The sequence below is a fragment of the Halomonas sp. KM-1 genome (assembly GCF_000246875.1).
Classification (GTDB): Bacteria; Pseudomonadota; Gammaproteobacteria; order Pseudomonadales; family Halomonadaceae; genus Halomonas; species Halomonas aerodenitrificans.
In genome coordinates this window covers 13,491-39,954 of sequence record NZ_BAEU01000109.1, presented here as the reverse complement: position 1 = coordinate 39,954, position 26,464 = coordinate 13,491, and the positions used below count along the sequence as shown (strand labels likewise).

26 protein-coding genes are annotated in these 26,464 nt (G+C 65.6%); 3 read left to right on the top strand and 23 right to left on the bottom strand.

The features are described 5' to 3' along the window. Positions 1 to 37 precede the first annotated feature (37 nt). The 9 genes from mltG to B8115_RS11535 form a co-directional block, all read right to left on the bottom strand. A complete protein-coding gene (gene mltG, locus B8115_RS11575) occupies positions 38 to 1,042 on the bottom strand; it encodes an endolytic transglycosylase MltG (protein WP_010627960.1) in 1,005 nt (334 codons plus the stop codon). Positions 1,043 to 1,171: 129 nt separating this feature from the next. Continuing rightward, positions 1,172 to 1,993, bottom strand: a complete 822-nt coding sequence (gene pabC / locus B8115_RS11570) for an aminodeoxychorismate lyase (RefSeq protein WP_010627959.1) — start codon at positions 1,991 to 1,993, stop codon at positions 1,172 to 1,174. A 24-nt stretch (positions 1,994 to 2,017) separates the two neighbouring features. Next, positions 2,018 to 3,259: a beta-ketoacyl-ACP synthase II gene (gene fabF, locus B8115_RS11565; protein WP_234254295.1), complete on the bottom strand. Its 1,242-nt coding sequence runs from the start codon at positions 3,257 to 3,259 to the stop codon at positions 2,018 to 2,020. A 190-nt stretch (positions 3,260 to 3,449) separates the two neighbouring features. After that, positions 3,450 to 3,683 (bottom strand): acyl carrier protein, encoded by a 234-nt coding sequence (gene acpP, locus B8115_RS11560; RefSeq protein WP_008956801.1) that lies wholly within the window; start codon positions 3,681 to 3,683, stop codon positions 3,450 to 3,452. A gap of 122 nt (positions 3,684 to 3,805) precedes the next feature. Then, positions 3,806 to 4,549 carry a 3-oxoacyl-ACP reductase FabG gene (gene fabG / locus B8115_RS11555; protein WP_010627957.1) on the bottom strand — a complete coding sequence of 248 codons (744 nt, stop codon included), beginning with the start codon at positions 4,547 to 4,549 and terminating at the stop codon, positions 3,806 to 3,808. Positions 4,550 to 4,645: 96 nt separating this feature from the next. Further along, positions 4,646 to 5,599 carry an ACP S-malonyltransferase gene (gene fabD, locus B8115_RS11550; RefSeq protein ID WP_026038065.1) on the bottom strand — a complete coding sequence of 318 codons (954 nt, stop codon included), beginning with the start codon at positions 5,597 to 5,599 and terminating at the stop codon, positions 4,646 to 4,648. Between the two features lie 25 nt (positions 5,600 to 5,624). Continuing rightward, a complete protein-coding gene (plsX, locus tag B8115_RS11545; protein WP_026038064.1) occupies positions 5,625 to 6,638 on the bottom strand; it encodes a phosphate acyltransferase PlsX in 1,014 nt (337 codons plus the stop codon). 34 nt (positions 6,639 to 6,672) lie between these two features. Then, positions 6,673 to 6,843 (bottom strand): 50S ribosomal protein L32, encoded by a 171-nt coding sequence (gene rpmF, locus B8115_RS11540; protein WP_010627954.1) that lies wholly within the window; start codon positions 6,841 to 6,843, stop codon positions 6,673 to 6,675. 31 nt (positions 6,844 to 6,874) lie between these two features. Next, positions 6,875 to 7,402 carry a YceD family protein gene (locus B8115_RS11535; RefSeq protein WP_010627953.1) on the bottom strand — a complete coding sequence of 176 codons (528 nt, stop codon included), beginning with the start codon at positions 7,400 to 7,402 and terminating at the stop codon, positions 6,875 to 6,877. Between the two features lie 117 nt (positions 7,403 to 7,519). Between B8115_RS11535 and B8115_RS11530 the strand changes: the two genes are divergently transcribed. Continuing rightward, positions 7,520 to 8,116: a nucleoside triphosphate pyrophosphatase gene (locus tag B8115_RS11530; RefSeq protein ID WP_010627952.1), complete on the top strand. Its 597-nt coding sequence runs from the start codon at positions 7,520 to 7,522 to the stop codon at positions 8,114 to 8,116. Here the strand turns inward: B8115_RS11530 and sppA are convergent. From sppA to B8115_RS11515, 3 genes are read right to left on the bottom strand one after another with little or no spacing between them, the layout of a single operon-like run. After that, a complete protein-coding gene (gene sppA / locus B8115_RS11525; RefSeq protein WP_010627951.1) occupies positions 8,101 to 9,204 on the bottom strand; it encodes a signal peptide peptidase SppA in 1,104 nt (367 codons plus the stop codon). The genes B8115_RS11530 and sppA overlap by 16 nt on opposite strands. A 19-nt stretch (positions 9,205 to 9,223) precedes the next feature. Further along, the gene (locus tag B8115_RS11520; RefSeq protein WP_010627950.1) at positions 9,224 to 9,877 is read right to left on the bottom strand and encodes an HAD family hydrolase; all 654 of its coding nucleotides are present in this window, start codon (positions 9,875 to 9,877) and stop codon (positions 9,224 to 9,226) included. A gap of 34 nt (positions 9,878 to 9,911) precedes the next feature. After that, positions 9,912 to 10,859, bottom strand: a complete 948-nt coding sequence (locus B8115_RS11515; RefSeq protein WP_010627949.1) for an RluA family pseudouridine synthase — start codon at positions 10,857 to 10,859, stop codon at positions 9,912 to 9,914. Positions 10,860 to 11,430: 571 nt separating this feature from the next. Between B8115_RS11515 and rne the strand changes: the two genes are divergently transcribed. Continuing rightward, positions 11,431 to 14,715 (top strand): ribonuclease E, encoded by a 3,285-nt coding sequence (gene rne, locus B8115_RS11510; protein WP_026038063.1) that lies wholly within the window; start codon positions 11,431 to 11,433, stop codon positions 14,713 to 14,715. A gap of 107 nt (positions 14,716 to 14,822) precedes the next feature. On the opposite strand, the gene murB is transcribed toward rne, so the two are convergent. The 9 genes from murB to B8115_RS11465 are packed head-to-tail and all read right to left on the bottom strand — an operon-like array spanning position 14,823 to position 23,514. Then, positions 14,823 to 15,830 (bottom strand): UDP-N-acetylmuramate dehydrogenase, encoded by a 1,008-nt coding sequence (gene murB, locus B8115_RS11505; protein WP_010627947.1) that lies wholly within the window; start codon positions 15,828 to 15,830, stop codon positions 14,823 to 14,825. After that, the gene (locus B8115_RS11500; protein WP_010627946.1) at positions 15,827 to 16,306 is read right to left on the bottom strand and encodes a low molecular weight protein-tyrosine-phosphatase; all 480 of its coding nucleotides are present in this window, start codon (positions 16,304 to 16,306) and stop codon (positions 15,827 to 15,829) included. Before B8115_RS11500 ends, murB begins: the two co-directional genes overlap by 4 nt. 10 nt (positions 16,307 to 16,316) lie before the next feature. Further along, positions 16,317 to 17,093: a 3-deoxy-manno-octulosonate cytidylyltransferase gene (kdsB, locus tag B8115_RS11495; protein WP_010627945.1), complete on the bottom strand. Its 777-nt coding sequence runs from the start codon at positions 17,091 to 17,093 to the stop codon at positions 16,317 to 16,319. Continuing rightward, positions 17,090 to 17,299 carry a Trm112 family protein gene (locus B8115_RS11490; protein WP_010627944.1) on the bottom strand — a complete coding sequence of 70 codons (210 nt, stop codon included), beginning with the start codon at positions 17,297 to 17,299 and terminating at the stop codon, positions 17,090 to 17,092. Before B8115_RS11490 ends, kdsB begins: the two co-directional genes overlap by 4 nt. A gap of 53 nt (positions 17,300 to 17,352) precedes the next feature. Continuing rightward, on the bottom strand, positions 17,353 to 18,357 hold the full coding sequence (gene lpxK, locus B8115_RS11485) for a tetraacyldisaccharide 4'-kinase (RefSeq protein WP_010627943.1): 1,005 nt from the start codon (positions 18,355 to 18,357) through the stop codon (positions 17,353 to 17,355). After that, a complete protein-coding gene (gene msbA, locus B8115_RS11480) occupies positions 18,354 to 20,111 on the bottom strand; it encodes a lipid A export permease/ATP-binding protein MsbA (protein WP_010627942.1) in 1,758 nt (585 codons plus the stop codon). The genes lpxK and msbA overlap by 4 nt, the downstream gene beginning before the upstream one ends. Next, positions 20,108 to 20,536, bottom strand: a complete 429-nt coding sequence (locus B8115_RS11475; RefSeq protein WP_010627941.1) for a biopolymer transporter ExbD — start codon at positions 20,534 to 20,536, stop codon at positions 20,108 to 20,110. The genes msbA and B8115_RS11475 overlap by 4 nt, the downstream gene beginning before the upstream one ends. Then, the gene (locus B8115_RS11470) at positions 20,533 to 21,201 is read right to left on the bottom strand and encodes a MotA/TolQ/ExbB proton channel family protein (RefSeq protein ID WP_010627940.1); all 669 of its coding nucleotides are present in this window, start codon (positions 21,199 to 21,201) and stop codon (positions 20,533 to 20,535) included. The genes B8115_RS11475 and B8115_RS11470 overlap by 4 nt, the downstream gene beginning before the upstream one ends. A gap of 33 nt (positions 21,202 to 21,234) precedes the next feature. Further along, positions 21,235 to 23,514: a DNA internalization-related competence protein ComEC/Rec2 gene (locus B8115_RS11465; protein WP_010627939.1), complete on the bottom strand. Its 2,280-nt coding sequence runs from the start codon at positions 23,512 to 23,514 to the stop codon at positions 21,235 to 21,237. Positions 23,515 to 23,654: 140 nt separating this feature from the next. On the opposite strand from B8115_RS11465, the gene B8115_RS11460 reads away from it, so the two are divergent. Further along, positions 23,655 to 24,194 carry a DUF2062 domain-containing protein gene (locus B8115_RS11460; RefSeq protein WP_010627938.1) on the top strand — a complete coding sequence of 180 codons (540 nt, stop codon included), beginning with the start codon at positions 23,655 to 23,657 and terminating at the stop codon, positions 24,192 to 24,194. A gap of 50 nt (positions 24,195 to 24,244) precedes the next feature. On the opposite strand, the gene B8115_RS11455 is transcribed toward B8115_RS11460, so the two are convergent. After that, positions 24,245 to 24,979: an ABC transporter ATP-binding protein gene (locus tag B8115_RS11455; protein ID WP_010627937.1), complete on the bottom strand. Its 735-nt coding sequence runs from the start codon at positions 24,977 to 24,979 to the stop codon at positions 24,245 to 24,247. After that, positions 24,972 to 26,213, bottom strand: coding sequence for a lipoprotein-releasing ABC transporter permease subunit (locus B8115_RS11450; RefSeq protein ID WP_026038060.1), 1,242 nt, complete (start codon positions 26,211 to 26,213; stop codon positions 24,972 to 24,974). The genes B8115_RS11455 and B8115_RS11450 overlap by 8 nt, the downstream gene beginning before the upstream one ends. Between the last annotated feature and the right edge of the window lie 251 nt (positions 26,214 to 26,464).

Sequence of the window (26,464 nt, the reverse complement as noted above, 5' to 3'; positions counted from 1 at the left end):
GCCTGCCGCGCTCCGCCCTGCATAGCGCAATCGCCTCTCAACGATTGCGGATATAGCGGTTCACGGCATTGTTGTGTTCACGCAACGTACGTGAAAAGTGGTGTGTGCCATCGCCACGCGAAACGAAATAGTAGGTGTCGCCGGGAAGCGGGTCGACGGCGGCCTCCAGCGAAGCACGGCCGGGCATGGCGATGGGCGTCGGCGGCAGGCCATTGATCACGTAGGTATTGTAGGGCGTGGCTTCCTGCAGGTCCGCACGGGTGATGCGTCCTTCATAGCGCTCGCCCATGCCGTAGATCACCGTAGGATCGGTCTGCAGGCGCATGCCGGTTTGCATGCGACGCTTGAACACCCCGGCGATCTCGCGACGCTCCTCGGGGGCACCGGTTTCACGCTCGATGAGCGAGGCCATGATCAGTGCCTCATAGGGAGACTCGATGGTCAGGTCGTCATTGCGCCCTTCCCATACCTCCTCCAGCACCTGCTCCATGCGCGCAAGCGCCTGACGCAGGATATCGAGATCGCTCATGCCCTTGTGGTAGCGATAGGTGTCAGGGAAGAACCAACCCTCGGGGTGGCGACCCTCGCGTTCCAGCAGTGCCATGACCTCCTCGTCGCTGAGGCCTTGGGTGAGGTTCTCGAGCTTGGGAGCGGCATCGAGGCGAGCGCGCATCTGACGGAAGGTCCACCCTTCCGGGACCGTCAGCGGATAGGTCACGACCCGGTCGCTGCCGAGCAGCTCGATCAGCTCGCGTCCGCTCATGCCCGGTTCGAGCAGATACTCGCCGCTGCGCAGCCGCGGGATCGCCTCCGGCTCGAGACGGGTCAACAGACGAAATGCCCATTCGTCCTCGATCACGCCACGCGCCGCCAGGTCCGTCACTACCCGGTTGTAGCCCGCACCTCGCGGCACTTCATAGAGCGTGTCCTCTTCCACCGCAATAGGTGCCGCGAGACGGCTTTCCCAATAGCGATAGCCGGCAAAGACCCCTACGGCCGCCACCACCAGCAGAACCAGCAAAAACTTCAGCAAACGCAGCATGCGCTTTCCTCACTACCTACCAGTCTTATATACAGATCTCGATACGCAGACCTCGAGATGCAGGCCCTGATACACGAAGTACGGCCCAAGCGCGGCATGAAGCTGACTGCGCTCGCCGGCTTGTCCCGATCAGTCCGCGGGAGCGGTGGGATAACCCAGCAGCGCATGAGCCTCCCTCTGTAAATCACGTTGAACGCTGCTCAGCGACCAACGATACAGCGGGGTGCCGTCGGCGGTATCGAGGCGCACTACCGGCCAGAGCCCCTGGACCGAATTGCCGAGCCACACCGCCTCGGCATCCGCCAGCGCCTGCGGCCCTACTGAGACCTCGACAATGGACAACCGCTGCATCAGCGCCGCGCGCAGCGTTCCCGCCACGCCACAGGCGTCCAATCGCGGCGTTTCCAGGCGCCCCTGGCGAAGCCAGAACAGGTTCATGCTGGTGGCCTCGACCAGCTGGCCCTGGCTGTCACAGAGCAGCCCCTCGGCAATATCGGCATCGTCCCACTCACGGCGGGCCATCACGTTCTCGAGCCGATTGAGATGCTTGATTCCGGCAAGCAGCGGCTGCATGCCCAACTGCAGCCGACAGTGGCGAATCCTCACGCCTTCCCACCAGCGTCGCGGCTGAGGCGTGAAATCAGTAGCCTGCCACAGCAAGCGCGGCTCCGGCGCAGCGGGCGTCTGGTAGCCACGCCCGCCCCCGCCTCGGGTCACTATCAGCTTGAGCACCTTCAGTGCCGGCCCGGCCTGGGCCGGTAGCACGTCGAGCGTGCCGGCCGCGGGCATGGGAATGCCGAGCCGGCGACAGCCCTCGGCGAGCCGCTGCATATGTTGCGGCCACAGCAGCGGGGCCCCATCGCGTACCAGCACCGTCTCGAACAACCCGTCGCCATAGGCTAGGCCGCGGTCGTCGGACGGCACCCACGCCTCTGTTTGCGGCCGGGTCATGTCACTCGCTCGAGACGCCCCGGCTCAGCGCAGCCGAGAGAAGACCAGGGTGCCGTTGGTGCCACCGAAGCCGAACGAATTCGACAGCGCTACGTCGATCTTCCGCTCGCGGGCCGTATGCGGCACGTAATCCAGGTCGCAGCCTTCCTGGGGATTGTCCAGATTGATCGTCGGCGGAGCCACCTGATCGCGGATGGCCAGGATGCAGAACACCGCCTCGACGGCACCGGCCGCACCCAGCAAATGGCCGATCATCGACTTGGTGGAACTTACCGCGACACCATCGGCCGCCGCCCCCATCACTTTCCTGATGGCACGACTCTCGGCCAGATCTCCTGCCGGTGTCGAGGTACCGTGCGCATTGATGTAGTCGACCGCCGAAGGGTCGATACCGGCGTCGCGAATGGCGTTGCGCATGGAGAGCGCAGCCCCGCTACCGTCCTCCGGCGGTGCCGTCATGTGGAAAGCGTCGTCGCTCATGCCGAAACCGGTCAGCTCGGCGTAGATGCGGGCGCCACGCGCCTTGGCATGCTCATACTCCTCGAGCACCAGGATGCCGGCCCCGTCGGAGAGCACGAAGCCGTCGCGATCGCGGTCCCAAGGACGGCTGGCGGCCTGCGGGTCGTCGTTGCGCGTCGACAGGGCACGAGCCGCGGAGAACCCGCCCAGACCCAGCGGGGTGGTGGCCATCTCGGCGCCGCCGCAGATCATCACGTCGGCATCGCCATAGGCAATGGTGCGCGCGCTATAGCCGATATTGTGGGTACCGGTGGTACAGGCCGTGGTGATGGCGATGTTCGGCCCCTTGAAACCATGCTGGATGGCCAGGTTGCCGGAAATCATGTTGATGATAGAGCCGGGCACGAAAAACGGCGAAACGCGACGCGCACCACCCTTGTTGAGCGCATTGTGGTTCTGCTCGATCATCGGCAGCCCCCCGATGCCGGAGCCGATGGCCACGCCGATACGCTCGGCGTTCTCCTCGGTGCACTCGATGCCGGCATCGCTGATGGCCTGAGCGCCCGCCGCCACCCCGTACTGGATGAACAGGTCCATCTTGCGCGCATCCTTGGGATTCAGGTACGGGCTGATGTCGAAGTTCTTGACCGAGCCACCGAAGCGGGTGTTGAAGCCGGTAGCATCGAAATGCTGGATGGGAGCGATGCCGCTCTTGCTGGCCAGGATGTTTTCCCAGCTCTCCTTGACCGTATTGCCCACCGGCGTGACCAGCCCCAGCCCGGTCACCACAACTCTACGAGCCATCAGTATTCCTCCAGACAACCTTGATGACACGACCCTTCCCCAGGTCGTCTTTGCGCGCATTATACCGGACATGCTCCCTGCTTGGGCAGCGCGGCCTTTACGTAAAGCAAAAAGCCGTCCTGGGACTCAGGACGGCTTTTCAGGGCCTTGCGAACGGGGCCCTACACCTCAGCAAGCGGCGACTAGCGCCCTCTTACTGATGGGCGTTGACGTAATCGATGGCTTCCTGAACGGTGGTGATCTTCTCGGCTTCCTCATCGGGAATTTCGGTATCGAATTCCTCTTCGAGCGCCATGACCAGCTCGACGGTATCCAGGGAATCAGCGCCAAGGTCCTCGGTGAAGGAGGAGCTGTTCTGGATATCCTCTTCCTTGACGTTCAGGCGCTCGGCCACAACCTTCTTCACGCGCTCTTCGATGGTGCTCATTTTATACGTACTCCAGTCGTTCAAGTTAGCCGTTCAGATGACCAGCCATTGGTCCGCAAACTCAAGCTGCGGGTAGTTTATAGACCCCCCCCTGTCGGCGCAACCGCCGACAGGCAGGAGCTTCAACGCATGTTCATACCGCCGTTGACCTGCAGCGTTTCACCGGTAATGTAGCCGGCGCCTTCGCTGGTCAGAAAGCCGACGGCAGCGGCAATTTCCTCGGGCTCGCCCAGGCGGGCCAGAGGGATCTGCGTCATCAACGCCTGATGCTGCTCTTCGGGCAGGGCGCTTGTCATGTCAGTGGCGATGAAGCCCGGCGCCACCGCATTGACGGTGATCGCCCGCGACGCCACTTCCCGCGCCAGCGCACGGGTGAACCCCTCCATGCCCGCCTTGGCGGCAGCATAGTTGGTCTGGCCGAGATTGCCCATGGTCGCCACCACCGAGCTGATGCTGACGATACGGCCGAAACGGGCCTTGGTCATGCCGCGCAGGCATGCCTTGGTGACGCGGTAGACCGACTTGAGATTGGTATCGAGAACCGAATCCCACTCCTCTTCCTTCATCCGCATCAGCAGATTGTCGCGGGTGATGCCGGCGTTGTTGATCAGAATGGTGGGCGCACCGAACTCCTCGGTAATCGCCTTCACCAGCGCATCGACACTGGCCTGATCGGTGACGTCCAGGGCTCTGCCGGCCCCCTCGATACCATGGGCGCGCAGATCTTCGTCGATCTTGGCAGCGCCGGACTCGGTGGTTGCCGTTCCGATCACCACGCGCCCCTGACGGCCGAGCTCATGGGCAATGGCCCGACCGATGCCACGACTGGCGCCGGTCACCAGGGCGATTCTGCGTTCGCTGGTCATAACCTGTTCCCGCTCCGAATGCTGTTGGATCCTGGGGCTCCTGCCCCTGCTTGTCGTTCAGGCCGCTTCTGCGCCGGCCTTCGGTTCGCGCAGCCTTTACTGCCCGAGCGTCTCGCGCGCCAAGCCGAGTGCCGCCTCGAGGCTGTCGGGGTCGTTAACCGCCAGGCCCTTGCTGCTCTTGGCGATACGCTTGCCCAACCCGGTCAGCACCTTGCCCGGACCGCACTCGATGAAGACCTCGGCTCCACCCGCCACCATTGCCTCGACGCAGGACGTCCAGCGCACCGGCTGATAGAGCTGCTCGACAAGACGCGTGCGCAGGGTCTCGACATCGGCATGCGCCTGGGCATCGACGTTCTGATACACGGTGTAGCGCGGCGCACGCATGTCGAGGTCGGCCATGGCCGCCTTGAGGCGGTCCGCCGCCGGGCGCATAAGATCGCAGTGCGAAGGTACGGAAACCGGCAGCGGCATGGCACGCTTGGCGCCCGCCTCCTGACACAGGGCGATGGCACGTTCGACGGCCGCCTTGTCACCGGCGATCACCACCTGCCCCGGGGAATTGTAGTTCACGGCCGCCACCACCTCATTTTGCGCCGCTTCGGCACAGGCGGTTTCAACGATGGCATCGTCGAGGCCGAGAATGGCGGCCATCGCCCCCCTCCCGGCCGGCACCGCCTCCTGCATCGCTTCGCCGCGCAGACGTACCAGACGCACACCGTCGGCGAAGCTCATCACGCCGGCGCAGACCATGGCACTGTACTCACCCAGACTATGGCCGGCCATGGCACCGGGCCGAGGCCCCTCGAGCTCCTGCCAGACACGCCAGATGGCAACGCTGGCCGTCAGCAGTGCGGGCTGGGTGCAGGCGGTGGTATTGAGCGCCTCATCCGGTCCCTCCTGGACCACCTTCCACAGGTCATAGCCCAGCGCATCGGCGGCCTCCTCGAAGGTCGTCCGCACCACGCTGTAGCGTTCGGCCAGCTCCCGCAGCATGCCTACCTGCTGGGAGCCTTGCCCGGGAAAGACGAGGGCAAGGGGTTGAGTCATGTCGTTCACCATTTGTTGAGTGCTGTCAGTTGCGACCGCCCAACTCGAGAGCGAGTCGGGCGGGCAGGTCTCGACTGACCTCCTGCGCGGCCCGCAGCACAGCATAGGAAAAGCCGGTGGCATCGGCACTGCCATGGCTCTTGATCACAATGCCATCGAGGCCCAGCAGGCTGGCGCCATTGTAACGCACCGGATCCAGCTCGCTCTTCAGCCGACGCAACGCCGGCCTCGCCAACATTCCGACCAGGCGACTGCTCCAGTGCGAGTCGAAGGTCGCCTGTACTCGTTCGATCAGCATGCGCGCCAGGCCTTCGCTGGCCTTGAGCACCGCATTGCCGACGAAACCATCGCATACCACCACATCGGCCGAGCCGGCGAAGATACCGTCGCCCTCGACAAAGCCGATATAGTTCAACGCACCGACTTCGGCCAGCAGCGCATCCGCTTCGCGCACCGCGTTGCTACCCTTGGTCCCCTCGCTGCCGACGTTGAGTAGCGCCACCCGCGGGGCGGCGATACCGTCCACGTGACGCGCCATCACTTCGCCCATGCGTGCGAAGTCAACCAGCCGCTCCGCAGAGACGTCGACGTTGGCTCCCAGGTCCAGCAGATAGCAGCGCCCATCGCCGCGAGTGGGTATGGCAGTGCAGATGGCCGGACGTGGAATGTCCGCCACGGTGCCCAGCTCGCGCCTGGCCAGCGCCATCAGCGCACCGGTGTTACCGGCACTGACACCGGCAACGGCGCCCTGAGTGGCCACATGCTTCAGCATCATCGCCATGCTCGTATCGCCGCCGCGCCGAAGCGCGTCGGTGGGACGCTGGTCCTGTCGAATCAGGCTCGGTGCATGATGAACGGACAGATGCGAACCGGCCGCGGCAAGGTGCCGCGGCAGGTTCTTGAGCTCGTCTGACAGTCGATCGCCCGGTCCGAACAGATCGGCCTGCAATTCAGGCCTTGCCAGCACGGCAGCAGCCGCCCCCTGTACGGCAGCGGCAGGGCCTGCATCTCCGCCCATCGTATCGATGGCAATCCGCACGTTCAGGTGCCGATGGTCATCGAGGCGGGTCGACTTAGACGTCGACGACCTTGCGACCGCGGTAGAAACCGTCGGGGGAGACGTGGTGACGCAGGTGAGTGGTGCCGGTTTCCTTGTCCTGAGACAGGGTCGGCGCGCTCAGGGCGTCATGGCTACGACGCATGCCGCGCTTGGAACGAGTCTTACGATTCTGTTGAACTGCCATGGGTGTCACTCCGAAGTGAGACGATAAACAATCAGGATTTGTCCTTGAGGCGGCGCAGCACCTCGAAAGGACTCGCGGGAGCAGGCTCGTTCTCCACGAACTCCTCGCCGCTGCTCAGCTGGTCGCGCGAGACACGGCAATGCGCCTCGTCGTGGTAAACCACCTGGGGCAGACTGAGGATCAATTCATCCTCCACCACCTCCAGCAGGTTCAGCTGTTCGTTTTCCACCAGCACCGGCTCGTGGGTGCTCGGCAGCTCCGCCGCCAGCGCATCGCTCGAGACCATTCCCAGCAGGAACTCGCTCTCGACGCGCTGAGACAGCGGCTCGAGGCAGCGCCGACAGGGCAGCTGCAGCTCGGCCTCGAGACGGCCGCGAATCTCACGGCGCCCCTGGGCATCGATGCCGAAGTCGAGCCACACCTGGCAGTCGCCCGTCTGCTCGCCCACCTGGGCGGCAAGGCGCTCGAACTGGTCGAGCGCCATCAGCCCCGAGAGGCTTTCGGCACGAGCGGCGAGCCGATAGGGCTCGACCTTGTTGGGAAGTCGTGAGGTCAACATAGGCGCGCAATGATAGGCACTCCCCATGCCCCTGTCAAAGACGCCATGTCAGCAAGTTACAATACCTCTCTCTTCGAACCCGCCAACGGCTCGCATCACCCAGCACAGGAGCACACCATGCCACGACTCGTTCTCGCCTCAGGCTCCCCCTGGCGCCGCCAACTCCTCGACCGCCTGGGCCTGCCCTACGCCTGGCTCAGCCCCGATATCGACGAAACACCACGTCCCGGCGAAACGCCGCAAGCACTGGTGCACCGCCTGGCTCTGGCCAAGGCCAGCCGTGTGGCCGAGCAGTATCCCGACCATCTCATCATCGGCTCTGACCAGGTCGCCGTGTTCGGCGGCGAGATTCTCGGCAAGCCTGGCGACGAAGCCACGGCCCGCGCTCAGCTCGCACGCTTTTCCGGTCAGCGGGTCACCTTTCTCACCGGCCTGGCCCTGGTCGACACCCGCCAGGCGAGCCACCGGGTCTGTCACGAGCGTTACGACGTGGTGTTCAGGCGCCTCAGTGATGACGAGATCGCTCGCTACGTGGAGCGCGAGCGACCGCTGGACAGCGCCGGCAGCTTTCGCATGGAAGGGCTGGGCGTCGCCCTGTTCGAAAAACTCGAGGGCGACGACCCCAACACTCTCATCGGTCTGCCACTGATTCGCCTGTGCGCCCTGCTGCGCGAAGCGGGCCTCGACCCACTGGGCGATCAGGGCAGCTGGTAGCGCACCGGCGAACGACTGGAGGGCACGCCCATCCACTCGGCGGCGACCCGGCCAAACTGACGGGTCAGCCGCTCGAAGGGATCCAGCCGCGGCGTGTAGTCGTGCAGGCGCACCTCGCCAAACAGCTCGCGACTCAGGGCGTCGAGGCTGCCGATCCCATCGATGAGACCCAGCTCATACGCCTGCTGACCGCTCCAGATCAGACCGCTGAAGAGGCGCTCATCCTCCACCAGACGATCGCCCCGGCCCAGCCGCACCGCCTCGATGAACTGGCCATGGGTGGTATCCATCACCGTCTGCCAGAACTCGCGCTCCTCCGGCCGCACCGGCGAGAATGGATCGAGGAAGCCCTTGTTCTCGCCGCTGACATAAATACGCCGCTCGATCCCGAGATTGTCGATCGCCTCCTCGAAGCCGAAGCTGGCGAAGATGACCCCGATCGACCCCACCAGACTTGCCGGCGCGGCGATGATCTCATCGGCGGCCGCCGCCATGTAGTAGGCACCGCTGGCGCCGACGTCCTCGATTACCGCGATGATCGGCTTGCCGCCCTCTTCACGCAGCCGCATGATCTCCTGGTAGACCCGCTGGGACTGCACCGGACTGCCTCCCGGACTGTCGATGTGCAGCACCACGGCAGCGGCATTGTCGGCATCCCAGGCACGGTTGAGCCCTTCGATGATGCGCTCGGCGCTGGCCGGGGATTCGCCATCGATCACACCACGCACGGTTACCACGCCCAGATGCTGTCGCTCGGGCTCGCGGGCACCATCGCCGAACAGGCTATAGAAGCTGGTGGCCAACGAGGCCAGGATCAGCGCGGCGAAGAAGAAGCGAAAGAACAGTTTCCAGCGCCGCGAACGACGCTGCTCCGTCAGCACGCCGCCGATCCAGCGATCGAGCATCTCCTGCTGCGCCAGACGCTGCCGCTCACGCAGCACCTCGGCACTTTCGGCAGGCGGCGCCGGCTTCTCGATCTTGGCCTGACGCACCTCGCGCGCCTGCTCGGGGGTCAGCTGCGGCCCATCGGTCCAGCGATCTTCGCGCTCCGGGCGCTTGTCGTCGTCTTGCCGCTTGTCGTCGCTCATTGACTCGTCTTCCTTTTCATCACTCGCGATTCAGCCATTCGAACAGTTCGCCTACCGTCCCGGCAGTATAGACAGGGCGACTCGCCGCCAGCCGTCCCGGCTCATGCACCCCCCAGGTGACGGCGACCCGATCCATGCCCAGGGCGCGCGCCATCTCCAGGTCATACTCGGTGTCCCCAACCATCACCGCCTCCTCCACCGGCGTGCCCAGCTCCACCAGCAGCTCCTCGAGCATCTGTGGGTGTGGCTTGGAGCGGGTTTCGTCCGCCGTGCGACTGGCGTGGAACCAACGACCGCTGTCGCTTTCGCGAAAGACCCGGTCGAGCCCTCGCCGGCTCTTGCCGGTGGCCACGGCCAGCCGCCGTTCGTGCCGCTCGCGCAGCGTGGCAATGCCGGATTCGACGCCGTCGAAGAAGGTCATCGGCGTGCCATCGGCCTCGACGAAATAGTGCACATAACGGCTACGCAGCAGCTCGAAGCGCTCGGCATCGATCCCCGGGCACAGGCGATCGATGGCCTCGGGAAGCCCCAGACCGATGATGTCGCGAACCGCCGCCGCCTCGAGATGGCCCCAGCCGGCATCGCGCGCCGCCGCCTGCATGCTGGAAACGATTCGGGCAGCGGAATCCATCAGGGTTCCATCCCAGTCGAAGATCACCAGTCGGTAGCGCATGACAACTCCGCGTCAGATATCGATGAGGCAGTGCTCAATGGGACTCGCGAGCGCGCGACAGCACCGCCTCGAGCTCTTCCGGCAGGGGTGCACGAATCTGCACCGGTCGTCCACTGCTCGGCTCGGGGAAGGTCAGCGACTCGGCATGCAGAAACAGGCGCGACAGGCCCAACTGCCGCGCCAGCACCGCACCCTCACGCGAGCCGTACTTGTCGTCACCCAGCAGCGGAAAGCCTGCATGCGCGGCATGCACGCGAATCTGATGGGTACGCCCGGTGACCGGCTCGGCTTCGATCAGGGTCGCCTTGGGAAACGTCTCGCGCACGGCAAAGCGGGTGCGCGCGACCTTGCCCGCCGCATCCACCCGTACTCGGCGCTCGCCGTTGCCGGCATCGTAGCGGTCGAGCCGGGCGCTGACGAACTCGCGCCGGGCGGGCCAGCGACCCGCCACCAGCGCCAGGTAGCGCTTGTCCATCTTGTGACCCTTGAGCGCCTCGTTGAGGGCGAGCAGCGCCGGACGCGACTTGGCCAACAGCAAGCAGCCGGAGGTGTCGCGATCGAGCCGGTGCACCAGCTCGAGAAAGTCGAGATCCTCGCGCACCTGGCGCAGGGCCTCGATCAGGCCGATCTTGACGCCGCTGCCGCCGTGCACGGGCAAACCGGCCGGCTTGTTGAGTACCAGCCAGCCCGGACCTTCCACCAGCACGCTGCCGGCCAGCAGGTTGCGCAACCCTTCGCTGACCTGCTTGACCGCCTCGCGCGGGGCCAGCTTCAGCGGCGGGATACGCACCACGTCGCCAGGCTGCAGGCGGTAATCGGCCTTGACCCGCTTCTTGTTGACCCGCACCTCGCCCTTGCGCACGATGCGGTAGACCAAGGTTCGCGGCACGCCTTTCAGGCGCGTTATCAGAAAGTTGTCGACCCGCTGGCCCGACTGCCCTTCGCCCACTTCCACCCACTGTACGTCGCGACCTTCGGTCATGACACTCCTGCTGAAAATCCGTTGTGAGCCAGCATTCTAACGTACTCGGCGATGCGCTGCGCCAATTGCTGCGAATTGCCATTACTGCTATATTGCCAGCTCGCTCGGATGGATCCCTTCGGTCCCATGGCGCCTGCACGACAGACACGCAGGCCGGAGCGACGAAATCGGGCCGCGACGATCCCTGTACATGGATCCCGCCGCCGACGAGTGATAGACGCATGAATTTGCAGCAATACAAGTAATGACGCCACGCCCGGATCCCGGCTCGCATCAGTCACAGGCGAGCGGTGGCCACGGGAATCGTTCAACATCGTGCCGGTGGCCGGCGTTGGCGAATCGATGAATGCCAGGTGTCTGGCGGTGACCGCAGGGCCGGATGGGAGAAGACCCACCGAGACATGTCCTGCCTCCGCCGCGTACTCAACATGATCATGTCGTGCTGGGCCCTCACGGTGCCGGTACGATCGGGCGCCACTGTGCATCCGCGACATGCGCTGAGCACAAGCACGCAGCACCCAGAGGTTCGCCTTCTTCGATGCCCCCCGGCGCGTCCAGATTGCGAGACAACATGAAACGGATGCTCATCAATGCAACCCAGCCGGAAGAGCTGCGTGTTGCGCTGGTCGATGGACAACGCCTGTACGACCTGGACATCGAGTCCGGTGCCCGGGAGCAAAAGAAAGCCAACATCTACCGCGGCAAGATCACCCGCGTAGAACCCTCCCTCGAAGCCGCCTTCGTCGACTTCGGCGCCGATCGCCACGGTTTTCTCCCTCTCAAGGAAATTTCCCGCGAGTACTTCCTGAAGGAAGCCTCGGGGCGCCCCAGCATCAAGGAAGTTCTCAAGGAAGGCCAGGAAGTCATCGTCCAGGTCGACAAGGAGGAGCGCGGCAACAAGGGGGCGGCGCTGACCACCTTCATCAGCCTCGCCGGCCGCTTCCTCGTTCTGATGCCCAACAACCCCCGCGCCGGCGGCATTTCGCGTCGCATCGAAGGCGACGAGCGCACCCAGCTCAAGGAGGCCATGGGCCTGCTCACCGTGCCGGAAAAGATGGGCGTGATCGTGCGCACCGCCGGCATCGGCCGCAGCTCCGAGGAGCTGCAGTGGGATCTCGACTATCTGGTCCAGGTGTGGGAGTCGATCACCGAGGAGGCCGGCAAACGCCCCGCCCCCTTCCTGATCTACCGCGAGTCGAACGTCATCATCCGCGCCATGCGCGACTACCTGCGCCAGGACATCGGCGAGGTGCTGATCGACAGTCCCGAAGTGCATCAGGAGGCGCTGACCTTCATCCGTCAGGTCATGCCTTCCTACCAGCAGAAGATCAAGCTCTACGCCGATGAAGTGCCGCTGTTCTCGCGCTTTCAGATCGAATCGCAGATCGAGACCGCCTACGAGCGCGAAGTGAAGCTGCCCTCCGGTGGCTCCATCGTCATTGACCATACCGAAGCGCTGGTCTCCATCGACATCAACTCGGCGCGCGCCACCCGTGGCAGCGACATCGAGGAAACCGCGCTGCAGACCAACCTGGAAGCGGCCGACGAGATCGCCCGCCAGCTGCGCCTGCGCGATATCGGCGGCCTGGTGGTCATCGACTTCATCGACATGAGCCCGGCGCGCAACCAGCGCGAGGTCGAGAACCGCATGCGCGACGCGCTCAAGCTCGACCGTGCCCGGGTGCAGATCGGTCGCATCTCGCGCTTCGGCCTGATGGAGATGTCACGCCAGCGCCTGCGGCCTTCGCTGGGCGAAACCAGCGGCGTAGTCTGCCCACGCTGCAACGGCCAGGGCACCATTCGCGACGTGCGCTCACTGTCGCTCTCGATCATGCGCCTGATCGAGGAAGAAGCGATGAAGGAGCGCAGCGCCCAGATTCGCGCCATTCTGCCGGTACCGGTCGCCACCTATCTGCTCAACGAGAAGCGTGCAGTCCTCTCGGACATCGAGAAGCGCCAAGGCGTCCGTGTGCTGGTACTGCCCAACCCCGATATGGACACCCCGCACTACGACGTGCAGCGTCTGCGTGACGACCATGTCGAAGAGGAAGGCGATCACGACAAGTCCAGCTTCGAGCTGTCCGTCGAGACGGACATCGGCAAGGAGCCGGACATGAGCATCGCCAAGCCGGTTGCCCGCTCCGAGGCGGCCGTCAAGACGGTGATCCACAACGAGCCGGCGCCGGCTTCGCTGCAGCAGGAGCCGGCTGCGAAGCCGTCTGTCGCCCCTGCTGCCGCTCCCGCTGCCGGTGTGCTCGGCCGCCTGCTCAAGGGTGTGACCAAGCTGCTCGGCGGAGCCGAGAGCGACACCACCACAGCAACCGAGTCGCGCAAGCCGGCCACACCGCCGCCGGCCCCTGCCCGCAGCGGCGATGACGAGCGTGGCGAGCGCAATGGTCGTCAGCGTCGCCGTTCACGCAGTGAAGGACAGGATGAGCCTCGCGGCCAGCGCGGGCAGTCCCGCCAGCAGGCCGGCGGTGGTGAGAGCGCCCGCTCCGAGGGCCGTCAGGAAGCTCGCCAGGACAGCGCTGCCGGTCGTGGAGAAGGCCGAGGCGAAGGTCGTGGAGAAGGCCGTGGCGGACGCGGCCGCGGACAGGCGCGCAGCGACAAGCCGCAGACCGACGAAGCACGCCAAGGCAAACCGCGCGGTCGTGACGACGCCACCCGGAGGCAGAAGGCAGAAAAGGGGGAGCCCCAGGAGAAGCCGGCCGAGCAGGCTGCAGAGCCGGTCGACGACGGCAAGCCCAAGCGCACGCGCAACAATCCGCGCAACCGCTCGCGCCAGCACGCCATCAATCCTCAGGCCGAAGCCGAGCAGAAGCGTCTGCAGGCCGAAGCGCCCGAGCAGAAGGATGAAGCCGGTGCGGAGCAGGCCAAGGCGGATGCGCCCAAGCCGGCGGAGAAGCCCACCGAGACGGTGAAGGCCCAGGCCCCTGAAACCAAGGCCCCTGAAACCAAGGCACCTGATACCCAGGAGCAGAAAGCCCAGGCCCCCAAGGCAGAAGCACCCAAGGCGGATGTGCCCAAGCCGAGCGAGCAGCCGGCGGAGAAACCCGCCGAGGCGGTGAAGGCCCAGGCGCCTGAAGCCAAGGCACCTGACACCCAGGAGCAGAAAGCCCAGGCGCCCAAGCCGAGCGACAAGCCGGCGGAGAAACCCGCCGAGGCGGTGAAGGCCCAGGCATCTGAAACCAAAGCGCCTGACGCCAAAGCACCTGAAATCCAGGAGCAGAAAGCCCAGGCGACCAAGGCAGAAGCCCCCAAGGCGGATGCACCCAAGCCGAGCGACCAGCCGGCGGAGAAACCCGCCGAGGCGGTGAAGGCCCAGGCGCCTGAAGCCAAGGCACCTGAAATCCAGGAGCAGAAAGCCCAGGCGCCCAAGGCAGAAGCCCCCAAGGCGGATGCGCCCAAGCCGAGCGACCAGCCGGCGGAGAAACCCGCCGAGGCGGTGAAGGCCCAGGCGCCTGAAGCCAAAGCCCCTGACACCCAGGAGCAGAAAGCCCAGGCGCCCAAGGCAGAAGCGCCCCAGGCGGATGCGCCCAAGCCGACCGACCAGCCAGCGGAGAAGCCCGCCGAGGCGGTGAAGGCCCAGGCATCTGAAGCCAAGGCACCCAAGACGACCGACAAGCCGGCGGAGAAACCTGCCGAACCGGTGAAGGCCACAGCACCTGAAGCCAAAGCGCCAGAAGCACAGGAGCCAAAGCCGGAAGCCAAAGCCGAGGAGCCGAAAGCAGACGCTCCGCAGCAGGCCGAAAGCGAGCAGCCTCAGGCCGCTCAGCGCCGCCGTCGCCGCGCCCACAACGACCCGCGTGAGATCCGCAAACGCGAGCAAGAGGGGCAGAAAGGCAGCCAGGGCTGAACGGCTCGCACCGCAATGAAATGGCCCGCACACTATGTGCGGGCCATTTTCGTTGGTCAGCTCTCGGTACGAGCAGGGTTTAGGCCGGACAGGATTCAGAACAAGGCTCAGGCCAGCCGGGGCTCCCGCTCCAGTACCACGCCAAAACGCTCTCGGACCCGTTCAGCCACGGCGTCGGCGACGGCCAGCAGCTCTTCGGCATTGCCGCCGCCGAAGTGCACCAGCACCAGGGCCTGACGTTCGTGCACGCCGAAGTGCCCGCTGCGCCACCCCTTGAGGCCGCAGCGGTCGATCAGCCAGCCGGCAGCCAGCTTCACCCGCCCATCGGCCAGCTCGAAGCGCGGCATGTCGGGCCATGTCGCCAGCAAGAGCTCGGCTACCTCCCGCTCCACGATGGGATTCTTGAAGAAGCTGCCGGCATTGCCCAGCTCAGCCGGATCGGGAAGTTTCTCGCGGCGAATGGCGCATACCGCCTCGGCCACCTCGAGCGGAGTCGGCCCAGGACCTACCCGCTGGGCCAGATCGCCGTAGGTCAGGCGAGGCGCGGCCTCACGGTCAAGCCGAAGCGTCATGCCGGTAATGACCACCCTGCCCTCGAGCTCGCCCTTGAAGATGCTGTCTCGGTAGCCGAAGGCGCACTCCTCCACCGTAAGCACGGCGCTTCGCCCATCTTCCATGAATACGACCTGCACCGCCTCGACCAGCTCGCACAGCTCGACCCCGTAGGCACCGATGTTCTGGATCGGTGCGGCGCCGCAGTGGCCGGGTATCAGGGCCAGGTTTTCCGTGCCCCACAGGCCACGCGCCGCCAATGTCATGACCAGCGGATGCCACTCGACGCCGGCACCGACATGTAGCTTCACGGCGCTGCCCTGCCGCTCCAGCCACCAATGATTCAGCGCCGGCCTGACCACCAGGCCACTCAGACGCTGCGGCAGGATCAGGTTGCTGCCACCGCCAAGCAGGGTAACAGGCCAGCCCTGTGCGGCAGCCCGTTGCAGCAGCCGGCGCAGCTGATCCACCGTTTCCGGAGCGGCAAAACGCTCGGCCCGGCATGGCAAGCCCAGCGTGTTGCTCCGCGTCAGATCATGATCGTGACGGACGATATCGTTCAAACCCGGTGCCCTTCGAGCCGACGGGCGATCTCCTCGAGCAGGCCGCGCGAGGCGGCTTCGACCAGGTCCAGCACCTCTTCGAAGCCCTGCTCACCGCCGTAGTAGGGATCGGGCACCGGGCGGTCGACGTGACCGGCGAAGTCGAGAAACAGGCCGATATGGGCGCCACACCCCTCGGGGCACTGCGCACGGATGGCCGCCAGGTTGTCGTGGTCCATCGCCAGCAGGTAATCGAAGCGCGAGAAGTCCTCGGCTGCCAGCTGGCGCGCACGCAGTTCGCTCAGGTCGACGCCACGCTGGCGCGCCGCCGCCGTAGTGCGCGGGTCGGGCCCCTTGCCCACGTGCCAGTGGGCAATGCCGCAGGAGTCGACTTCCACCCGATGTGCCAACCCCGCCTTCTCCAGCTCGCGCCGGAAGACGCCCTCGGCGGTGGGCGAGCGACAGATGTTGCCGAGGCAGACGAAAAGAACGCGCATGCTCTACTCCTTATCGGTTCGCGCTCAGCAGTGCCCTGACGCGCTCCAGATCTTCGGGCGTGTCGACGCCGGGTGGATTGGGCTCGGCGGCCAGCGCCACCTGGATGACATGCCCGTAGTGCAGCGCGCGCAGCTGCTCCAGTTGCTCCAGCCGTTCGAGTGCCGAAGGGGTCCAGTCGCGATAGGCCGCGAGGAAGCCGGCGCGATAGGCATAGATGCCGATATGGCGCAGCCACGCATCGGTTTCGAGCCATTCGGGGCGCGCGGCAAAGGCCTCGCGATCCCAAGGAATGGGGGCGCGGGAAAAATAGAGCGCCCGCCCGGAAAGCGAGCGTACCACCTTGACCACGTTGGGATTGAACAGCGACTCGACGTCGGCGATGGATTCGGCGAGGGTGGCGATGGATGCCTCGGCATCGTCGTGCAGGCGCATGGCCACCTGATCGATCAGCCGCGGCGGAATCAGCGGCTCGTCTCCCTGTACGTTGACCAGCACGGCGTCGTCATCGAGCGCCAGCAGCTCAGCGACCTCGGCCAGCCGGTCGGTACCGGACGGATGGTCGGCGCGGGTCATGACCACCTCGGCACCCAGCGGGGTCAGGGCGTCGCGGATGCGATCATCGTCGGTGGCGACGACGACTCGACTGGCGGAACTCGCCGAGGCCCGTCGCCAGACATGGGCCACCATGGGCTCGCCGCCAATATCAAGCAGCGGCTTGCCCGGCAGGCGCGATGAGCCGAAGCGCGCCGGAACCACCGCAATGAAGGTTCGATCCTGCGCCATCATGCTTCCCCGGTGCGTCCGGGCGAAGCCGGCAGCTTCTCGTCCACGTCCAGTTGCCGCGCTTCTTCAGGCAGCATCACCGGGATACCGTCACGTATCGGATAGGCCAGGCCATCGTAAAGGCATACCAATTCCTGAGCCTCGCGGTCGTACTTTAGCTTGCCCTTGCACAGCGGGCAGACCAACATGGCCAGCAGTTCCTTGTCCATCGTTTCACCTCTATATCCACGAGTATCATGCTCTCGCTCACCTGGCCATTCGGTTATCGCAGGCTTGCAAGGCGTCTGTCCAGCCAGGCCACGAAGTCCAGCGAAGGTTCGGCTTCGACCTCCAGCACCCAGACCTCCCCGAGCGCCAGCAAGTCGCACTTCTCGGCATCCTTGGCCGTCATCACCACCGGCAGGCCGTCGCCGAAGGTCAGATCCTGGGCCGTGAACCGATGGTGATCGGGAAAGGCATGTGGCACGGCCCGTACGCCCAGCGCCTCCAGCGTGGCGAAGAAGCGCTGTGGATTGCCGATACCCGCCACGCCGTGAACCGGCCCGCCGAAAGGCAGCGGTGTCAGGGGCCTTGCCACGCCATCGCTCAGCGAACGCCAGCGCGCCGGCACCAGGCGGAAAATCCAGGCGCCCTGAGGTGGGGTGAAGGCCGGCTCGCCGTTGATCAGCACCGCATCAACCTCGTCCAGGCGCGACAGTGGCTCGCGCAGCGGGCCGGCCGGAAGACAGTGTCCGTTGCCGAAGCCGCGACGGCCGTCGACGACCACCAGCTCGATATCGCGTCCCAGCGCCAAGTGCTGCAGGCCGTCATCGCTGAGCAGGATATCGCAGCCCAGCTCGCACAGGGCCTTGGCGCCACGCGGCCGGTCGGGGTCCACCACCACCGGCACGCCGGTCTGGCGCGCCAGCATGCGCGGCTCGTCTCCACTCTGCTCGATGGGGGTTTGCAGCGTGACACGCAGCGGATGATCCGTTTCACGCGCCGCCTTGCCTCCATATCCCCGCGAGACGATCCCCGGTCGCCAGCCCCGTTCGCTGAGATGGCGCGCCAGCCAGGCCACCAGAGGAGACTTGCCGGTGCCACCCAGGGTCACGTTACCCACCACGATCACCGGCACCTCGGCACGCCACACGTCACGCCGGCCGTCGCGGTAGGCGTCGGCACGCCGCGCCACCACCAGGCGATACAGTGCCTCGAGCGGCTTGAGCAGCCTGAGCCAGGCACTGCCCTGATAGGCGGCCTGCAACCAGCGCTCCCCCAGGCTCATGACACCGAGGTTTCCTGGAACTGTAATCGATGCAACGCCGCATAGGCGCCTTCGCGTGCCAGCAGTTCGGCGTGACTGCCCTGCTCGACGATCCGTCCCTGCTCCATCACCAGAATGCGGTCGGCCCGCTCGATGGTGGAGAGCCGGTGTGCAATCACCAGGGTAGTACGGCCACGACACACCACCTCCAGCGCCTGCTGGATGTAACGCTCCGACTCGGTGTCCAGCGCCGATGTCGCTTCGTCGAGCACCAGCAGCGGAGAATCCTTGAAGATCGCCCGGGCGATGGCGAGCCGTTGGCGCTGGCCGCCGGAGAGCATGACGCCGTTGTCACCGACGATAGTGTCGTAACCACCGGGCAGGCGCTCGATGAACTCATGAGCATAGGCCGCCTTCGCGGCGCTCTCGATGGCGCGCCGATCCGCTTCCGGCATGCCGTAGGCGATATTGTCGGCCACGCTGGCGTTGAACAGCGTGACCTGCTGCGACACCAGGGCGATCTGTCGGCGCAGCGGTGCCAGGCGATACTCATCGATGGGCACGTCATCGATCAGCACTTCCCCGGCGGTAGGACGGTAGAAGCGCGGCAGCAGCCCGGCCAGGGTCGACTTGCCACTGCCCGAGCGTCCGACGATCGCGACCATCTCGCCAGGTTCGATCACCACATCGATGCCCTTGAGCACGTCGGGCTGATCGTCGCCATAGCGGAAGTGGACCCCACGCAGTTCGACCCGGCCCCGCAAGCGCTCGGGCTCGCGAGAGCCCTCATCGGGCTCGAGCGGCACCTGCATCAGGCCGAACAGCTCGCTGGCGGCGGCAATGCCCTTCTGGATCTCGCTGTTGATCTCGGTTAACTGACGCACAGGCTTGGCCATCAGCGAGGCGGCGGTGATGAAGGCAACGAACTCGCCAGGCGTCATGTCGGCCAGCAGCGCCGGCGACATGGCCAGCCATACCAGCACGGCCAGCGACACGGCAATCAGCAGCTGGATCACCGGCGTGCTGATGGCCTTGGTCAGGGCTTCCTTCATCTTCTGCTGACGGTTGTAGTCGCTGGCCCGGGCAAAGCGCTCCTTCTCGTACGCTTCGGCACCATGGGTACGCACCACCCGGTACCCCGTCAGCGCCTCGGAAGCGACATGGGTCACGTCACCCATGGAGTCCTGAATGCGCAGAGAGATACGCCGAAAGCGCTTGCTGGCATAGCTCACCACACCGCCGATCAGCGGGGTCACCGCCACGAACAGCAGGGTCAGCATCCAGTTGGTCCAGAGCAGGTAGGACAGCAGACCCACCACGAACAGCCCCTCGCGCAGCAGTATGGTGATGGCGTTGGTCGCCGCCCCGGTGACCTGCTCGACATGGTAGGTAACCCGCGAGATCAGATGACCGCTGGAGTGCGAATCGAAGAAGCGACCGGGCAGGTGCAGCATGTGGTTGAACACGTTGCAGCGCAGCGCATGGACCACGTTGCGTGCCACGTTGCTCATGAAGTAGGTGCCGAGGAAGGTGCCCAGCCCCCTGGCGGCGAACATCAGCACCACGAACAGCGGCAGGAACAGGCGAAAGGCGGCATCCGGGTTCTGGATGCCGTCGATCAGGCGCTTCATCATCTCGGCCAGGGCCGTGCTGGAGGCCGCATAGATGGCATAGCCGACGATCGCCAGGGAAAAGGAGATCCAGTGAGGCTTCACATAAGCCAGCAGCTGCTTGTAGAGGGCCCAGCCCGAGTGTTGGGTCCGGTCTTGATTCACGGTGTCTCCGCTTGCGTGGATGTTGCCTGTGTTTCGCGCGTGGCGATGCGCACCTGGCGAATGCCGTGCACGCCGGCCTGATCCAGGGCGCGCACCACATCGGCATGTACCGCTCTGGCGTCGGCTTCGACCACCAGCCCATGCTGCCTGGCCTGCTCGGCCTCGTCAGCCAGCGCCCGGCTCAGTTCAGCGGCGTCGAGCTCTCGCTCGCCCAGACGATAGCGCCCCTGTTCGGTCACCACCAGGGTGACCGGCGATACCTCGAGATCCACCCCGGAAACGCTTTCCGGCAGGGTGAGTTCGAGGGCCTGACGCGTCTCGAAGGTGGTCGACACCATGAAGAAGATCAGCAGCAGGAAGACCACGTCGATGAGCGGCGTGAGGTTGACCTCCACCGGATCATGGCGCCTGCGAGCGAACTTCACGAGGGCCGAGCCTCCGCGCCAGGGCGCTCGCCTTCACGCTGCTCGTTGAAGCCGATCTCGCCGCGATAGTGAGCGAGAAACTCGACCACCTGGCTGGCCTGCTCCTCCATGCGTACGGTGATCTCCTCGACCCGGCGCTGGAAGTAGCGGTGGAACATCAGCGCCGGGATCGCCACGGTGAGCCCGGCGGCCGTGGTTACCAGGGCCCGCGAGATGCCGCCGGCAAGCTCGGCGGTACGCCCCACGCCGTCGGCAGAGACGATCACGGCAAAGACCTCGATCATGCCCACCACGGTGCCCAGCAGCCCGATCAGCGGCGTGATGGCGGCAATGGTACCCAGTGGGCTGAGAAAGCGCTCCATGTCATGGATCACGGCCGTTGCCGCTTCCTGCAGCCGCGCCCTGACCTGCTCGTGGCCCAGCCGGGCATTGCGCAGCCCGGCGGCCAGCACGCCACCCAGGGGGGAGTGGCCTTCCAGCCAGTACAGGTTGACCTGCCCGCGTGCCACCAGCGAGCAGACCTCCTGGCCCAGGCCATAGGGCGCGATGCGCTTGGCCCGCAGTGTCCACAGCCGCTCGATGATGATCACCGTCGCCAGCAGCGAGCACCCCAGCAGGGGAATCATCAACCAGCCGCCGGCGATGAGCGCATCCATCATGTCCATGGTTATCCCCTCTTCACGCAACCAGCGTCGCGATCATTGGCGCGATTCTACCGCATGGCACTTGCCTTCGACACCGCCACGGCGCCAGGGCGATGGACGGGCGGCGATGGGCGATGCTGCCTGCTGTTGGCCCAACCAGAAGGTCACGGCCCCATCCAGTGCCGTGCTCCACTGACAGCTGCCGGCGCGACGAAAGCGGCGCACCACCTCATCGTGGGGGTGACCGAAGGCATTGCGACGCCCGGCACTGTAGACGACGTGGTCGGGTTCGAGCATCTGTACCAACTGCGGCCCCGAGCTGGTGCGACTGCCATGATGCCCCGCCACCAGCAGGGTGACCGGAAGCGTGACATCGAGCAGGAAGCGACGCTCGACGTCGCGGCCCACATCGCCGGTGATCAACAGACGGTCCTCGCCGGCCGTCACCTCGAGCACGCAGGAGCGGTCGTTGCTCGACAGCTCGGCGGTCTCTTCGGGCGGCCACAGCACGCGATAGGAGACGCCGTCTCTCTGCCACGCCTGCCCGCGCAGGCAGCTGTCGAAAGGCACGCCTATCGATTCGCCGGGCGGCGCCAGAAAGCGTCCCACCGTATGCTGCTCGGCCAGTACCGTAACGCCACCGGCATGGTCGAGGTCGTCATGACTGACCATTACCTCGTCGAAACGCTGCCCCGCCGGCCATAGCGCGCTCAGCGGTGCGAAGCCCGAAGCGAAGCGCGGCCCGGTATCATACAGCAGACGGTAATTGGCGCTGCGCAGTTCGACCAGTTGGCCCTGGCCGACATCCTGCACCCTCACCCGCAGCGTGCCGGGCTCGGGCCCTGACGCCTCGAGCCCCAGCATGGCCGGCACCAGCAGTAGCGTCGCCCCCAGACGCAGCGCGTTAGCCAACCCCGGAAGTGCCCACAGCAGTGCCACCAGTCCAAGCATCAGCGCCAGCGGCCAGACGAACTCCGCCAGCGGCCACCACAGTGGAAGCACCGCCACCGACAGTTCGAGTACATGCACCAGCACTTGCGTGGTGAATTCGAAAAGACGCCAGCACAGTGTAGCGAGCAGCGGCACCGGAGCGAGCAGCCAGCCCAACAGTCCTAGCGGCACCAGCACCGTACTGACCAGTGGCACCGCCACCAGATTGATCAGCGGAGCCGCCGGCGCCAGGCGCGCGAAGGCCATCAGCACGGCAGCCGCCATCAACGGCGCCAAGAGCATCTGCGTGCGTACCAGTGCCCAGCTCCAGCCGCGAATTCCGCGCAGTCGCGGTCGGCCTTGCCAGATCAGGATCAGCAGCGCCACGGCAACGAAGGAGAGCCACAGCCCCGGTCGCCACACCGACAATGGGTCCAGCATGACGATCACACCCAATGCCAGCCACCAGGCCTGCCAGGGCCCCGGCGCATGACGCCCACTGGCCACCCACAGTCCAAGCAGAGTCATGATCATGGCGCGCATGGCAGGGGGCTGCAGGCCCGCCAGCCAGGCATAGCCAACCGCCGCCGCCCCGGCCAGCCACCACGGCCACACCGCCATGCGCCAAAGGCGGGGCGTCACCACGCGCGCCACACCACGTCCGACCAGCAGCACGAAAGCGGCCACTAATCCCACATGCAGACCGGAGATGACCACCAGGTGGGTCGTGCCACTGGCATTGAGCAGATCCCAATCGTCACGCTCGAGCCGCTCGCCGGCTCCCAGCGTCAGCGCGGCCAGCCAGCGGCGGGCCTGAGGCGACAGATCCTGGGCGTCGAGATGGTCGAGCGCGCGCGCTCGCAGCGAGGCAGGTGCCGGCCTCAAACGCTGAGCGGCAGGCTCGCTGCGCACATAGCCGGTCGCCTGAATGCCCTCACGCCATAGCCAGGCGCCGTAATCGAAGGTGCCGGGATTGGCGAAACCGGCCGGCGGCCTCAGGCGCACCGTCAGCGCCCAACGCTCCCCGGCGTGTATTTCCGGCGCTCCATAGAAGCTGAGTCGTATCCGCTTCAGCGCATCGCAAGGCAGCCGGGCGGGGTCCAACGGGCGGCAGGCGTCGACACGCACCATCAAACGGCTGAGTCGACCTTCATCCTCCACCGCCTCGATGCGCCCTTCCACCAGCAGGTCTTCACGCAGCAATCCATCCGGCAGCACGGCGCCCCTGGCCAGCAGAATCTGACTGGCCGTGACGGCAACGAGCCCGCCCAGCATCACGGTGCGCCAGTGTCCACGCCCCGCCAGCCACAGCAGGCACAACGCCCAGGCCTCGAACAGCCCGGGCGGCGCCAGGTTTCCCAGACCGACCCCCACCAGTGCCGCCAGCGCCAGCGGCATCGCCATGCCAATTCGCACGCTCCTTGTCTCCCCCGATCCCTGACCCGGCTCATCGCCCGGCATCATCTTATTGTTGCGCCCAGCATGGCGGGCCACGCCCCATCCATGGATAATACCCGGGTCCCGAAGCAGCGAGCCAACCCGACATGCCGCGCCGATTCCTGCAGCGCTACATGCCCAACCCCGACACGCTCAGGCGCCAGCGCTCGCTGCGCTTCATGAGCCGCATGATCGGCGACCCCGGGCTTTGGGTGCTGTCGCGCCGTACCGTGGCCAATGCCTTCTCGGTCGGGCTGTTCAGCGCCATGCTGCCGATCCCCTTCCAGATGGTGGTGGCCGCCTTCGGCGCCTGGGTGCTGCGCTGCAATCTGCCTCTCTCGGTCGGCCTGGTCTGGATCACCAACCCCCTGACCATGCCGCTGATCTTCTACGGCAACTACCGTATCGGCGCCTGGCTGATGGATACCCCCGTGCGCGAAGCCCCTGCCCGCCTGTCGACCCACTGGATCGCCTCACGCATGGCCGACATCCTGCCCGCCCTGGCGCTCGGCTCGGTGGTATCGGCCATCGTGTTCGCGATTCTGGGTAACCTGCTGGTGCGCCTGGTTTGGCGCTGGCACATCTCGCGCAGTTGGAAGCAGCGTGCCATGCGTCGCCGCCTGCGGCGTATGGAAATGGAGGACTGAGCCCCCGTTGAACGGGGGCTCGAAAGGGCTGCCGGCAGAATCGGTAGCGCTCAGTGCTGCTCGGTCAGACGCCCGCCGTCGAGCTTCATGACGCGGTCCTGATGGGCAGCAAGCGACGTATCGTGGGTCACCACGACGAAAGCGCATTCGGTGGTCCGCGCCAGCTCGTCCATCAACGCCAGGATGCTGGCCGCCGTGGCCTGATCCAGGTTGCCGGTGGGCTCGTCCATCAACACCAGGCTTGGGTCGGTGACCAGCGCCCGGGCAATGGCCACCCGCTGACGTTCGCCCCCGGAGAGCTCGCCCGGCTTGTGATCGGCACGGTGCTCGATGCCAACCTTGACCAGCAGCTCACGGGCCTGTGCCTCGGCCGCCTTCTTGCGCATACCCCGCACGATCAGCGGCAGCGCGGCGTTTTCCAGGGCAGTGAACTCGGCCAGCAGATGGTGGAACTGGTAGACGAAACCGATGTGGCGATTGCGGAACTTGCCCAGCGCCGCTTCGCCCAGGTCCAGCAGCGACTCACCGGCAATGGCCACCTCGCCGCGGGTGGGACGGTCGAGCCCACCCAACAGGTTGAGCAACGTGGTCTTGCCCGAGCCGGAGCTACCCACCACGGCGACACGCTCCCCTGCGCGCACTTCCAGCGACAGGGAGTCGAGCACGGTGACGTCCTGCGGCCCCTCGTGGTAGATCCGGGTCAGGTCGCGGCAGGCCAGCATCACCTTGCCGCTGGCCGTGCGCTGGATCAGTTCGTCTTTGTTCACGATGGCTGAATCACTCATAGCGCAGTACCTCCGCGGGTTGCACGCGCGACGCGCGCCATGCCGGATAGAGCGTGGACAGGAAGGTCAAGCCGAAGGCGGCGGCCACGATATTGCGTACGTCGTCCCAGTGCAGACGTGACGGTAGATCGCTGATGAAGTAGACCCCGGCATCGAGGAACTGGATGCCGAGCGCCGACTCCACCCAGCCGATCAGGTCGGAGATGGTCAGCGCCAGCAGGATCCCGAGCGCCACGCCGATGGCGATGCCGATCACGCCGATGGCCATGCCCTGCACCACGAAGATCCCCATGATCGAGCGTGGCGTGGCGCCGATGGTACGCAGGATGGCAATGTCCGCGTGCTTGTCGGTCACCACCATGACCAGGGTCGAGACGATGTTGAAGGCGGCCACCGCGATGATCACTGTCAGCAGCAGCGCGATCATGCGCTTCTCCATCTGGATGGCCTGGAACAGGTTGCCGTGGGAGAAGGTCCAGTCGATGCCGCGGTAGCCGGTGCCCAGCTCATTGATGATGGCACGGGTCTCGCTGGCGGCGACGAACAGGTCGTCCAATTCCAGACGCAACCCGCCCACGGCGTCGCCGAGACGCGCCAGGGTCTGCATGTCCTCGATGTTGGCATAGGCCAGGTTGGCGTCGAGATCGGCACCCACACTGAAGATTCCGCTCACGGTGAAGCGCTTGAGGCGGGGGAAGACCCCGGCCGGGGTGATCGAGGCCTCCGGTACCAGCAGCGTGACCCGGTCGCCCACGCCGACACCGAGGTGTCGCGCCAGCAATGAGCCGAGCACGATGTTCCACTCACCCGGCTGCAGGTCGTCGAGACTGCCTCGTTGCATGTGGCGGCCGATGATCGAGACGCGATCCTCCCACTCGGGATGGATACCGTTGACCATGGCCCCCTCGTTGCGCCCACTCACCGAGAACATGCCCTGCTGCTGCACGTAGGGTGCGGCACCGATCACCCGCTCGCGCTGCATCAGCCGTTCGGCCATGGCTTCCCACTCGACCAGGCCGCTGCGCGACTCGATCTTGGTGTGCGGCACCATGCCGAGAATACGGGTGCGCAGCTCGTGATCGAAGCCGTTCATCACCGAGAGCACCAGGATCAATACCGCCACGCCCAGCATCAGGCCCAGCATGGAGGTAAGGGAAATGAAGGATATGAAGTGGTTGCGGCGCTTGGCGCGCACATATCGCAACCCGATCAGCAGTGGCAGGCGGTCGAGCATCATCGCGTTCCTTGTCAGAGGTGGCCATGGTACGGTTTTTTGCGCCGCGCTGCATCGGCTGCGCAATCATTCCCCGAAGCTTGCATCATTGGCGGTGCCGGCCTACATTGCGCCGACTCGCTATCCGGCCCCGTTCTAAGGAAGCACTGAACAAATCGACGAGCGAGATGAAGCACAAGGCGCACGGAGCACAGGAACCGGAGCATATGGGGTATATGTGAGGATTCCGCGCACCGCGCAACGCAGTGATT

Bases quoted from the DNA above. Each gene is read 5' to 3' on its own strand.
- B8115_RS11515 (WP_010627949.1), bottom strand. From the start codon at position 10,859: ATGACCGAAGGTCGCGACGTACAGTGGGTGGAAGTGGGCGAAGGGCAG.
- rne (WP_026038063.1), top strand. From the start codon at position 11,431: ATGAAACGGATGCTCATCAATGCAACCCAGCCGGAAGAGCTGCGTGTT.
- lpxK (WP_010627943.1), bottom strand. From the start codon at position 18,357: ATGAGCCTGGGGGAGCGCTGGTTGCAGGCCGCCTATCAGGGCAGTGCC.
- B8115_RS11450 (WP_026038060.1), bottom strand. From the start codon at position 26,213: ATGCTCGACCGCCTGCCACTGCTGATCGGGTTGCGATATGTGCGCGCC.
- B8115_RS11535 (WP_010627953.1), bottom strand. From the start codon at position 7,402: ATGTTGACCTCACGACTTCCCAACAAGGTCGAGCCCTATCGGCTCGCC.
- B8115_RS11455 (WP_010627937.1), bottom strand. From the start codon at position 24,979: ATGAGTGATTCAGCCATCGTGAACAAAGACGAACTGATCCAGCGCACG.
- B8115_RS11465 (WP_010627939.1), bottom strand. From the start codon at position 23,514: ATGGCGATGCCGCTGGCGCTGGCGGCACTGGTGGGGGTCGGTCTGGGA.
- pabC (WP_010627959.1), bottom strand. From the start codon at position 1,993: ATGACCCGGCCGCAAACAGAGGCGTGGGTGCCGTCCGACGACCGCGGC.
- B8115_RS11500 (WP_010627946.1), bottom strand. From the start codon at position 16,306: ATGCGCGTTCTTTTCGTCTGCCTCGGCAACATCTGTCGCTCGCCCACC.
- B8115_RS11530 (WP_010627952.1), top strand. From the start codon at position 7,520: ATGCCACGACTCGTTCTCGCCTCAGGCTCCCCCTGGCGCCGCCAACTC.
- B8115_RS11460 (WP_010627938.1), top strand. From the start codon at position 23,655: ATGCCGCGCCGATTCCTGCAGCGCTACATGCCCAACCCCGACACGCTC.
- sppA (WP_010627951.1), bottom strand. From the start codon at position 9,204: ATGAGCGACGACAAGCGGCAAGACGACGACAAGCGCCCGGAGCGCGAA.
- mltG (WP_010627960.1), bottom strand. From the start codon at position 1,042: ATGCTGCGTTTGCTGAAGTTTTTGCTGGTTCTGCTGGTGGTGGCGGCC.
- fabG (WP_010627957.1), bottom strand. From the start codon at position 4,549: ATGACCAGCGAACGCAGAATCGCCCTGGTGACCGGCGCCAGTCGTGGC.
- B8115_RS11470 (WP_010627940.1), bottom strand. From the start codon at position 21,201: ATGGACATGATGGATGCGCTCATCGCCGGCGGCTGGTTGATGATTCCC.
- kdsB (WP_010627945.1), bottom strand. From the start codon at position 17,093: ATGATGGCGCAGGATCGAACCTTCATTGCGGTGGTTCCGGCGCGCTTC.
- fabD (WP_026038065.1), bottom strand. From the start codon at position 5,599: ATGACTCAACCCCTTGCCCTCGTCTTTCCCGGGCAAGGCTCCCAGCAG.
- B8115_RS11490 (WP_010627944.1), bottom strand. From the start codon at position 17,299: ATGGACAAGGAACTGCTGGCCATGTTGGTCTGCCCGCTGTGCAAGGGC.
- B8115_RS11520 (WP_010627950.1), bottom strand. From the start codon at position 9,877: ATGCGCTACCGACTGGTGATCTTCGACTGGGATGGAACCCTGATGGAT.
- acpP (WP_008956801.1), bottom strand. From the start codon at position 3,683: ATGAGCACCATCGAAGAGCGCGTGAAGAAGGTTGTGGCCGAGCGCCTG.
- rpmF (WP_010627954.1), bottom strand. From the start codon at position 6,843: ATGGCAGTTCAACAGAATCGTAAGACTCGTTCCAAGCGCGGCATGCGT.